General features: G+C 73.9%; 10 protein-coding genes. 6 read left to right on the top strand and 4 right to left on the bottom strand.

All coding sequences use genetic code 11. The features are described 5' to 3' along the window. The first annotated feature begins 356 nt into the window (after window positions 1–356). The 3 genes from CCN29_RS11480 to CCN29_RS11470 are packed head-to-tail and all read left to right on the top strand — an operon-like array spanning window position 357 to window position 3,812. On the top strand, window positions 357–1,670 hold the full coding sequence (locus CCN29_RS11480; protein WP_442538326.1) for a ferredoxin-like domain-containing protein: 1,314 nt from the start codon (window positions 357–359) through the stop codon (window positions 1,668–1,670). 25 nt (window positions 1,671–1,695) lie between these two features. Further along, on the top strand, window positions 1,696–2,328 hold the full coding sequence (locus CCN29_RS11475; protein WP_058917520.1) for a precorrin-8X methylmutase: 633 nt from the start codon (window positions 1,696–1,698) through the stop codon (window positions 2,326–2,328). After that, the gene (locus tag CCN29_RS11470) at window positions 2,325–3,812 is read left to right on the top strand and encodes a precorrin-2 C(20)-methyltransferase (protein ID WP_086681437.1); all 1,488 of its coding nucleotides are present in this window, start codon (window positions 2,325–2,327) and stop codon (window positions 3,810–3,812) included. The genes CCN29_RS11475 and CCN29_RS11470 overlap by 4 nt, the downstream gene beginning before the upstream one ends. Here CCN29_RS11470 and CCN29_RS11465 read toward each other — a convergent pair. Next, a complete protein-coding gene (locus CCN29_RS11465; RefSeq protein WP_058917518.1) occupies window positions 3,797–4,585 on the bottom strand; it encodes a cobalt-precorrin-6A reductase in 789 nt (262 codons plus the stop codon). The genes CCN29_RS11470 and CCN29_RS11465 overlap by 16 nt on opposite strands. Before the next feature lie 44 nt (window positions 4,586–4,629). On the opposite strand from CCN29_RS11465, the gene CCN29_RS11460 reads away from it, so the two are divergent. After that, complete coding sequence (locus CCN29_RS11460) at window positions 4,630–5,748, top strand: cobalt-precorrin-5B (C(1))-methyltransferase (RefSeq protein ID WP_058917517.1); 1,119 nt, start codon at window positions 4,630–4,632, stop codon at window positions 5,746–5,748. Window positions 5,749–5,764: 16 nt separating this feature from the next. Here the strand turns inward: CCN29_RS11460 and CCN29_RS11455 are convergent, their stop codons facing one another. From CCN29_RS11455 to cbiE, 3 genes are read right to left on the bottom strand one after another with little or no spacing between them, the layout of a single operon-like run. Beyond that, window positions 5,765–6,109, bottom strand: a complete 345-nt coding sequence (locus CCN29_RS11455) for a glyoxalase superfamily protein (protein ID WP_058917516.1) — start codon at window positions 6,107–6,109, stop codon at window positions 5,765–5,767. Further along, window positions 6,099–6,848: a precorrin-4 C(11)-methyltransferase gene (cobM, locus tag CCN29_RS11450; protein ID WP_086681434.1), complete on the bottom strand. Its 750-nt coding sequence runs from the start codon at window positions 6,846–6,848 to the stop codon at window positions 6,099–6,101. The genes CCN29_RS11455 and cobM overlap by 11 nt, the downstream gene beginning before the upstream one ends. Continuing rightward, window positions 6,845–8,074, bottom strand: coding sequence for a precorrin-6y C5,15-methyltransferase (decarboxylating) subunit CbiE (gene cbiE, locus CCN29_RS11445; RefSeq protein ID WP_189406027.1), 1,230 nt, complete (start codon window positions 8,072–8,074; stop codon window positions 6,845–6,847). Before cbiE ends, cobM begins: the two co-directional genes overlap by 4 nt. 183 nt (window positions 8,075–8,257) lie before the next feature. Between cbiE and tsaD the strand changes: the two genes are divergently transcribed. Both tsaD and CCN29_RS11435 read left to right on the top strand, forming a co-directional pair. Next, a complete protein-coding gene (gene tsaD, locus CCN29_RS11440; RefSeq protein WP_086681431.1) occupies window positions 8,258–9,310 on the top strand; it encodes a tRNA (adenosine(37)-N6)-threonylcarbamoyltransferase complex transferase subunit TsaD in 1,053 nt (350 codons plus the stop codon). Further along, window positions 9,310–9,857, top strand: a 548-nt coding sequence (locus CCN29_RS11435; RefSeq protein WP_086681427.1) for a GNAT family N-acetyltransferase, incomplete at its 3' end; no start/stop codon positions are given. The genes tsaD and CCN29_RS11435, both read left to right, overlap by 1 nt.

Genomic DNA, 9,857 nt, shown 5'->3' with positions numbered 1-9,857 from the left:
GTCGTCGAGGGGGAGGCGGGTGGGGTTGGCGAAGCGGTAGGGCACCGGGCCGTCCGCCGCGCGGGCGCTGAGCAGGTCGGTGTCGGATGTCGACAGGAGCAGGATGCTGGGGTGCGGAGCGCGATCCCCGGACGTGTGCGGCATGCGGCGTCTGGCCTTCCTCGGGGTCCGCGCCCCGGGCGGTGATGGACGGCGGGAGTTCCTGGCTCACCCGGCCNNTGGCGGGACCGCGCCGGATTCGCACCGGGCTTCCTCCCCTGTCGCCGTCATGGCGGTGGTGGACCGAATGATCCACCGAGAAGCATAGTAAGGGTCACGGCAAGAGGGCGGGGCGTACATCCCGTGTGACGGTCGGTATGCTCGCCGCCATGTCCACGCCCCCTCTGCCTTCATCGCCCCAGGCCACCGCGGTCTCACGGGACCGCGGTGACGCCTGCCCGGGCGCGCTGCGGCTGCACGCCGCCGACGACGGTGCGCTGGCGCGGATCCGCATTCCCGGCGGCGTCCTCGGATTGCGGCAGGCCGAGGCGCTCGCGGACGCGGCCCGGCACCTGGGCGATGGAGATCTTCATCTCACTTCACGGGGCAATGTGCAGCTACGGGGGCTGCGCGACAGCTGTGGAGCGGAACTGGCCGGACTGCTTGACAGCGTGGGCCTGCTCCCTTCGCACGCGCACGACCGGGTGCGCAACATCGTCGCCTCGCCGTTGTCCGGTCTGGACGGGGGCGGCAAGCGGGATGTACGGCCCTGGCTGGAGTCCCTCGACACCGCGCTGTGCAGGAGCGAGGCGGTGCGGGAACTGTCGGGCCGGTTCCTGTTCGCACTCGACGACGGACGCGGGGACGTGGCCGCGCTCGGAGCCGACGTGACCGTGCGCGTGGCCACCGGCGGAGCGCTGCTCGGCCTCGGCTCGGCGGGCGAAGGCTGGCTCGTGTCCGCCGACGACGCGGCCCGTGCCGCGCTGTCGGCTGCCGAAGCCTTCCTCGACGTCGCGCGACAGAACGGTGTCCAGGTCTGGCGGGTGGACGAACTGGGAATCGAGAGGGACACGTTGGCACGTGCGGTGCGGCGCCGCCTGTCGGCTGCGGGCATCGCGTGCGTCGAGGCGTCACGAGGCGCGGCACGCGCGGAAGGGCCCCGTCCCGGCGTCATCGGCTCCGCCCTTTCCGTCCACGCTCCCCTGGGCCGCGTCACGACCGCGCAGTGGCGCGAGCTGATCCGGGCCGCCGCCCGCGCTCAGGGCGGTGAGCTGCGGGTGACGCCGTGGCGCGGCATCGTCGTGCCCACCCCGGGCGCGAGTGCTGCGGATACGGCCGACGCTCTTGACCGCCTCGCGGACACCGGCCTGGTCACCGACGCCTCTTCCCCCTGGCCGCGCGTCGGCGCCTGCATCGGCCGACCGGGGTGCGGCAGGTCCCACTCCGACGTACGGACCGACGCGGCGCGCGCGGTGGCCGCCGTGGGCCGGTCCCGCCTGCCGCTGTACTGGTCCGGCTGCGAACGGCGTTGCGGCCGACCGCACGGCGACCGGATCGACGTGGTGGCCGCGCCGGACGGCGGCTACCACCTCACCGAGACCGTCCGGGACCGACCGCCGCGCACTGTTCCGTTGAACGACCCCGCCCGCCTCGGCACAGCCCTGGCGACCCTCACCTCATCCGCCGTATGACGATCGAGAGCAGCGAGAAGACATCGTGACCACATACGACTACGAGAAGGACGGGCCGGCCATCTACCGCCAGTCCTTCGCCACCATCCGCGCGGAGGCCGATCTCACGGCCCTGCCCGTCGACGTCGGCCAGGTCGCGGTCCGGATGATCCACGCCTGCGGCATGGTCGACCTCGTCCGTGACCTGTCCTGGACCCCCGGGGTGGTCACCCGCGCCCGCGAAGCCCTCCGTGCCGGCGCGCCGATCCTCTGCGACGTGCAGATGGTCGCCAGCGGCGTCACGCGCAGGCGGTTGCCCGCGGACAACGACGTCCTGTGCACCCTGTCCGACCCGGCCGTCCCCGACTTGGCCGCCAGGCTCGGCACCACCCGCAGCGCCGCCGCCCTGGAGCTGTGGCGCGACCGGCTGGAGGGGGCCGTGGTCGCCGTCGGCAACGCGCCCACCGCGCTCTTCCGCCTCCTGGAGATGATCGAGGAGGGGGCGCCCCGGCCGGCCGCCGTCATCGGCGTGCCCGTCGGCTTCGTCGGAGCCGCCGAGTCCAAGGACGCCCTGGCCGCCCACCCCTCGGGCCTGGAGCACCTGGTCGTGCGGGGCCGTCGCGGCGGCAGCGCCATCGCCGCCGCCGCACTCAACGCGATCGCGAGCGAGGAAGAATGAGCGGCAAGCTGTACGGAGTCGGGCTCGGTCCCGGCGATCCGTCCCTGATGACGGTACGGGCCGTGGAGGCCATCGCCGAGGCCGACGTGATCGCCTATCACAGCGCCCGTCACGGCCGGTCGATCGCCCGTTCCATCGCGGCGAAGCACATCCGTGCCGACCACGTCGAGGAGCCTCTGGTCTACCCCGTCACCACCGAGACCACCGACCATCCCGGCGGCTACCAGGGCGCCATCGACGAGTTCTACGCCGAGGCGGCGGCCCGGCTCGCCGCCCACCTGGACGCGGGCCGCACGGTCGCCGTCCTCGCGGAAGGCGACCCGCTCTTCTACGGCTCCTACATGCACATGCACAAGCGGCTCGCCGACCGCTACGACACCGAGGTGGTCCCCGGTGTCACCTCGGTGTCCGCCGCCGCGGCCCGCCTGGGCACGCCGCTCGCCGAGGGCGAGGAGGTACTGACCATCCTGCCGGGCACGCTGCCCGAGGAGGAACTGACGGCGCGCCTGGCCTCGACGGACGCGGCCGTGGTGATGAAGCTGGGGCGCACCTTCCCCAAGGTGCGCCGAGCGCTGGAGCGTTCGGGGCGGCTCGACGCCGCCCGGTACGTGGAGCGGGCCACGATGGCGGGGGAGCGTCTCGCGGAACTGGCCGACGTGGAGGCCGAGTCGGTGCCGTACTTCTCGGTGGCGGTGCTGCCGAGCCAGGTCGACGCCGAGCGTGGCGCGCCCGGGCGCGGAGAGGTCATGGTCGTCGGGACCGGGCCGGCGGGGCCGCTGTGGCTCACACCCGAGAGCCGGGGCGTGCTGGCCGCGGCCGACGACCTGGTCGGCTACACCACCTATCTGGACCGGGTTCCGGTACGTGCCGGGCAGGAACGCCACGGCTCCGACAACCGGGTCGAGGCCGAGCGGGCCGAGTTCGCGCTGCAACTCGCCCGCCGGGGGCGGCGAGTGGCCGTCGTGTCGGGCGGCGACCCCGGGGTCTTCGCCATGGCCACCGCCGTTCTGGAGGTCGCCTCCACACAGGAGTACGCGGACGTGCCCGTGCGCGTGCTGCCCGGGGTGACCGCCGCCAACGCCGCCGCCGCCCGCGCGGGCGCCCCGCTCGGCCACGACTACGCCACGATCTCCCTGTCCGACCGGCTCAAGCCCTGGGAGGTCATCGCGGAGCGGTTGCGCGCGGCGGCCTCGGCGGACCTGGTGCTGGCCCTGTACAACCCCGGTTCGCGCAGCCGGACGTGGCAGGTCGGCAAGGCCCGCGAACTGCTGCTGGAGCATCGGGCACCGGACACACCGGTCGTGGTGGCGCGGGACGTGGGCGGCACCGGCGAACGGGTGCGCGTCGTACGGCTGACGGACCTGGACCCGGCCGAGGTCGACATGCGCACGATCCTTCTGGTCGGCTCCTCGCAGACCCGGGTCGTGCGGCGCGGCGACGGTGAAGAGGTCGTCTGGACGCCCCGCCGCTACCCGGAGACGTGAGAGTTTCGTCGCCCCGGAGGCATTCGGCGCGCGTGTGCCTGCCGGATCCACCGCGCCGCCTCCTCGGGCGTGGCGACGACCGGCACTCCTTCGGGCACCGGTGGTCTGCGCACCACGACCACGGGCACCCCCGCCTCGCGGGCGGCCGCCAGTTTCGGCGCGGTGGCCGCTCCCCCGCTGTCCTTGGTGACCAGTACGTCGATCCGGTGCCGGCGCAGCAGTTCACGCTCTCCGTCGAGGGTGAACGGGCCGCGGTCGAGCAGCACTTCCGTGCGGGGCGGACACGGTGCCCCGGGTGCGTCGACGGACCGTACGAGGAACCACATGCCGTCCAGGCCGGCGAAGGCCGCCAGGCCCATCCGGCCGGTGGTCAGGAAGACACGCCGGCCGAGCGCGGGCAGCAGTCCGGCGGCCTCGGCCAGCGAGCCGGCCTCGTGCCAGTCGTCCCCCTCGACCGGCGTCCAGCCGGGGCGGCGCAGCGCGAGCAGGGGGACGCGGGCGGTGGCGGCGGCACCTGCCGCGTTGAAGCTGATCGTGCCGGCGAACGGGTGGGTGGCGTCGACGAGCAGGTCGACTGCGTGCTCGCCGAGCCAAGCGGCGAGTCCCTCGGCGCCGCCGAAGCCGCCGACGCGCACCTCGCCGGGTGGGGTCCGGGGCGCGGACACCCGCCCCGCCAGGGAGTTCGTCACTCTCAGCCCCGGCAGCGGCTCGGCCGCCAGCGACTCGGCGAGACGGCGGGCCTCCGTGGTGCCCCCGAGGATCAGCACATGCACGACAGACTTTTCCCCTTCATACGATTCCGTCCCGTGAGTGAGACATGAGCAGCGAGGCCAAGGGCGGTCGCAGCGCCCAACTCAAGCACACCGGTCTGCGGCCCGGCTGGACGACCGGTGCCTGTGCCACCGCGGCGACGACGGCCGCGTACACCGCCCTTCTCACCGGCGACTTCCCCGACCCGGTGACGATCACCCTGCCCAAGGGGCAGACGCCGTCGTTCGCACTGGCGGCCGAGGAGCTGACGGACGGGTACGCGATGGCGGGGATCGTGAAGGACGCCGGCGACGACCCGGACGTCACCCACGGGGCACTGGTACGGGCCACCGTACGGCGACTGCCCGCCGGCGCGGGCGTGGTCTTCAAGGCCGGCCCCGGGGTCGGGACCGTCACACGCCCCGGGCTGCCCCTGCCCGTCGGTGAGCCGGCGGTCAACCCCGTGCCCCGCCAGATGATGCGCGAGCACGTGACACGAATCGCCGAACTGCACGGCACCAGCGGCGACGTCGAGATCACCGTCTCCGTCGACCACGGCGAGGAGATCGCCCGTTCCACCTGGAACCCCCGCCTCGGCATCCTCGGCGGGCTCTCCGTCCTCGGCACGACCGGGATCGTCGTGCCGTACTCGTGCTCGGCGTGGATCGACTCGATCCGGCGCGGGGTGGACGTGGCGCGGGCGGCGGGCCGGACGCACGTCGCCGGGTGCACCGGCTCGACGTCGGAGAAGACGGTCGTCGCCGAGTACGGCCTGCCCGAGGACGCCCTGCTCGACATGGGGGACTTCGCGGGCGCCGTGCTGAAGTACGTCCGCCGTCACCCCGTGGACCGTCTGACCGTCTGCGGCGGCTTCGCCAAGCTCTCCAAGCTCGCCGCGGGCCATCTCGACCTGCACTCCGCCCGCTCCCAGGTCGACAAGGGCTTCCTCGCCGAACTGGCCCGGCGCGGCGGCGCGGACGAGATGCTGACCGCCGAAGTGGCCGGGGCCAACACCGGCCTCGCCGCGCTCCAGCTCTGCCAGGCCGCCGGGGTGCCGCTCGGCGACCTGGTCGCGACGGCGGCCCGCGACGAGGCCCTCGCGGTGCTGCGTGGTGCGCCGGTCACGGTGGACGTGATCTGCATCGACCGGGCGGGCACGGTGGTGGGCCGGAGCGCCCCGGCCTGAGTGCACGGGGGTCTGCCTATGCGGCGACCGGGCCCACCCGGAGGCGGTTGCCGTCCGGGTCCCGGAGTTCGAGTTCCCGTCCCCAGGGCGCCTCCTCGGCCCGGACGCCGAACTCGGCGGCGACCTCGTCGAGGTCCGTGACCCGCAGGTACACCAAGGTGTCCGGCCGCGCGTCGCCCTCGTGCTCCGACAGGTACAGCCGTACCCGACCGCGGGCGACCTCCGTGAAGACCGGCAGTCCTGGTTCGAACCGGTGCTCCCACTGCTGAACGAAGCCCAGCCGGGCGTACCACCGCACCGCCGCCGCGACATCCCGCACACGCAGAACCGGAATGACCTCCTCGACCTCCTCAGCAGACATGTCGTTCCCTCTCCGCCGAGTACAGGTGACTGTCGCGGAACTGCTCCGCGCCGAGCGTCCGGCCGACCATGATCACAGCCGTGCGCAGCACCCCCGCCTCCTTCACCTTCGCGGCGATCTCGTCGAGCGTGCCGCGGATGATCAGCTCGTCGGGGCGGGAGGCGTAGGCGACGACGGCGGCGGGGCAGTCGGCTCCGTAGTGCGGGAGCAGTTCGCCGACCACGCGGTCCACGTACTTGGCGGCGAGATGGAGCACGATGAGCGCGCCGCTGCGGCCGAGGGTGGCGAGGTCCTCGCCCTCGGGCATGGCGGTCGCGCGGTTGGCGACGCGGGTGAGGATGACGGTCTGCCCGACGGTCGGCACGGTCAGCTCCCGCTTCAGGGAGGCCGCGGCCGCCGCGAAAGCCGGCACTCCCGGGACGACCTCGTAGGGCACGCCGGCCGCGTCCAGCCGCCGCATCTGTTCCGCGACCGCGCTGAACACCGACGGGTCCCCGGAGTGCAGCCGGGCGATGTCGTGCCCCTCCTCGTGCGCTCGGACCAGCTCGGCCGTGATCTCGTCCAGGTTGAGCTGCGCGGTGTCCACGAGCCGGGCGTCCGGCGGGCATTCGGCCAGCAGTTCGCGGGGCACCAGGCTCCCCGCGTACAGGCACACCCGGCAGGCGGCGAGCGTCCGGGCGCCACGCACCGTGATCAGGTCGGCGGCGCCGGGGCCGGCGCCGATGAAGTACACGGTCATCTGTCTGCTCCTGGGGAGGTGTCGACGGTCTTCTGTACGGCCCACTGGGTCACCGGCATCGCCTGCCGCCACCCGGTGAAGGTGCCCACGGGCACGGCGTGCGCAACGGCGAAGCGCACCAGTTCGCCGCCGTGGCGGCGGTGGGCTTCGGCCAGCACCGCCTCCGACTCCAGCGTCACGGTGTTGGCGACCAGGCGGCCACCGGGCGACAGGGCCCGCCAGCAGGCGTCCAACAGGCCGGGCGTGGTGAGTCCGCCGCCGATGAACACCGCGTCCGGTGACGGGAGCCCGCCGAGTGCGCCCGGTGCGGTGCCGGTGACGACACGCAGGCCCGGTACGCCTAGGCGATCGGCGTTGCGGGTGATGCGCGCGGCCCGCGCGGGGTCTCGTTCGACGGTGACCGCCCGGCAGGAGGGGTGGATACGCAGCCACTCGACGGCGATCGAACCGGAGCCGCCGCCGATGTCCCACAGCAGTTCGCCGGGCGCCGGGGCGAGGACTCCGAGGGTGGCGGCGCGCACATGCCGCTTGGTGAGCTGCCCGTCGTGCTCGTACGCGGTGTCGGGCAGTCCCGGCACCGCCCCCAGGCGCGGGGCGTCCGGAGCGCGCCGGCACTCGACGGCGACGACGTTGAGGGGGTCGCCGGGCGGTTGTGTCCAGTCGTCGGCGGCGGTTTCGTCGCCGACGTGCTCCTCCGGGGCACCCAACCGCTCCAGTACCCGCATCCGGCTCGGTCCGAAGCCGCGCTCACGCAACAGCGTCGCGACGGTGCCGGGGGTGGTGGCGTCCGCGCTGAGGACGAGCAGGCGGCGGCCGTGGTGCAGGGCGGCGGCGAGCCGGGAGGCCGGTCGGCCCACGAGGGTGACCACGTCCACGTCCTCCAGCGGCCAGCCGAGCCGGGCGGCGGCGTAGGAAACCGACGAGGGGTGCGGCAGGACGTGCACCGCGTCCATGCCCAGAACCTCGGTGAGGGCCCGTCCGATGCCGTGGAACATGGGGTCGCCGCTGGCCAGTACGGCGACGCGGCGGCCGGTGTGCGCGGCGAGCAGGCCGGGGACGGCCGGCCGCAGGGGCGAGGGCCAGGTGATCCGTTCACCAGCGCACTCGGACGGCAGCAGGCCGAGCTGGCGCGGGCCGCCGATCAGAACCTCCGCGTCGAGCAGGACGGACCGTGCGCCCTCGGTCAGGCCGGCCCAGCCGTCGGCGCCGATCCCGACGACTGTCACTGCGGTGGCCTGTGGCGGTCGGGCGGGTGTCACTGCTGAGTACCTCGGGATCGGGGAGGGGTCGAAGGCGTCAGAACCGCACTCTACGGGGCCGCCACCTGCGTGAAGCCGGTCGGGTGCACACCACCGGGGATCTTATTGCACACTATTCGCAACAACTTATGCAGTGCAGAAGGGTCTGCCATGGGGTCTGCGGTGGTGCTGGGCATCGAGTCGTCCTGCGACGAGACGGGCGCGGGCCTGGTCCGGGACGGACGGCTGCTGGGGCACGCGGTGGCGTCCAGCATGGACGAGCACGCCCGCTTCGGCGGAGTGGTGCCCGAGATCGCCTCCCGCGCTCACCTCCATGCGCTGCGCCCGGTCGTCCGGCAGGCGCTGGAGCAGGCGGGGCTGCGGCTGGCCGACATCGGGGCCGTCGCCGTGACCACCGGCCCGGGTCTGTCCGGCGCGCTCCAGGTCGGCCTGGCCGGCGCGAAGGGCATCGCGTACGCGCTCGGTGTCCCGCTGTACGGCGTGCACCACCTGGCCGGGCATGTTGCCGCGGACACGCTGGAGCACGGGCCGCTGCCCGACCCGTGCATGGTGCTGATCGTCTCCGGCGGACACACGTCCCTCCTCCTCGTCCGCGACCTCGCCCGGGCCCCGATCACGCACCTCGGGGACACACTGGACGACGCGGCCGGGGAGTGTTTCGACAAGGTGGCGCGGGTCTTCGGGCTGCCGTATCCGGGCGGTCCGGCCATCGACCGGGCGGCGCGGACCGGGGATCCGCGCGCCGTGTCCTTCCCGCGCCCGCTGCCCGGCTCGTACGACTTCTCCTTCTCCGGCCTGAAGACGGCCGCCGCGCGCTGGGCGGAGGGACACGCGGAACGCGAGCTGCCGGTGGCGGACGGCGCGGCCTCGCTCCAGGAGGCCGTCGCCGACGTCCTGACCCGCAAGGCGGTCGCCGCCTGCGTCGAGCACGGTGTGGGCACCCTGGTCGTGGTCGGCGGAGTCGCCGCCAACTCCCGGATGCGCTCGCTGGCCGAGGAGCGCTGCCGCGCGGCCGGGATCGAGCTGCGCGTGCCGCCGCTGCGCCTGTGCACCGACAACGGCGCGATGATCGCCGCCGTCGGCGACCTCCTGGTCCGGGCCGGAGCCGCACCGGCGCCGCTGGACGTGTCGATCGATCCGTCGGCGCCGCTGGAGTACGCCGCCCTGCACCCGGTCGCCATGGGGAAGGCGGTGGCGGCCTGATGACCACCGACATCCGCGTCCACACGGACGCCGAGCTCATCGCGCACACCGACGCGCTGCGCTCCGTCTACGTCGACGCCTTCTGCGCCCCGCCCTGGAACGAGGACGAGGAACGGGCGACGGAGTTCGCGGCACGGCTGCCGGCCGACGTGGAACGTTCCGGCTTCACAGCGGCGACCGCCGTACGCGACGGGGAGGTCATCGGCTTCGCGACCGCGTGGACCACCCCGACGCCCTTCCCCACCGACCGCTGCTACCCACAGGCCGCCGCCGGCCTGGGCCCCGCGCACACCGCGGACTGGCTGTGCGGAGCCCTGGAGATCGACGAACTGGCCGTCCGTACCGCCGCCCGCGGCACCGGACTCGCCGGTGACCTCCTCCAATCGGTGACCGCGCACGCGCCCGAAGGACGGGCCTGGCTGCTGACCTCCGTCCAGAACAGCCGGGCCATGGCCTTCTACCGCCGCCAGGGCTGGACACAGGTCACCCATCCGTCCCCCGACGGCAAGGGCATCGTCGTCTTCCTCGGCCCGCGCCACCCCGCCCG

It is taken from the genome of Streptomyces pseudogriseolus (genome assembly GCA_002154585.1).
Classification (GTDB): domain Bacteria; phylum Actinomycetota; class Actinomycetes; order Streptomycetales; family Streptomycetaceae; genus Streptomyces; species Streptomyces pseudogriseolus.
The sequence above is the reverse complement of the archived record's forward strand: the minus strand, read 5'-3'. Positions and strand labels throughout refer to the sequence as shown.

What these genes read in the sequence shown, in the direction of transcription:
- CCN29_RS11480 (WP_442538326.1), top strand. Translation starts at nt 357, where the DNA reads ATGCTCGCCGCCATGTCCACGCCCCCTCTGCCTTCATCGCCCCAGGCC.
- CCN29_RS11470 (WP_086681437.1), top strand. Translation starts at nt 2,325, where the DNA reads ATGAGCGGCAAGCTGTACGGAGTCGGGCTCGGTCCCGGCGATCCGTCC.
- CCN29_RS11460 (WP_058917517.1), top strand. Translation starts at nt 4,630, where the DNA reads ATGAGCAGCGAGGCCAAGGGCGGTCGCAGCGCCCAACTCAAGCACACC.
- CCN29_RS11455 (WP_058917516.1), bottom strand. Translation starts at nt 6,109, where the DNA reads ATGTCTGCTGAGGAGGTCGAGGAGGTCATTCCGGTTCTGCGTGTGCGG.
- cobM (WP_086681434.1), bottom strand. Translation starts at nt 6,848, where the DNA reads ATGACCGTGTACTTCATCGGCGCCGGCCCCGGCGCCGCCGACCTGATC.
- tsaD (WP_086681431.1), top strand. Translation starts at nt 8,258, where the DNA reads ATGGGGTCTGCGGTGGTGCTGGGCATCGAGTCGTCCTGCGACGAGACG.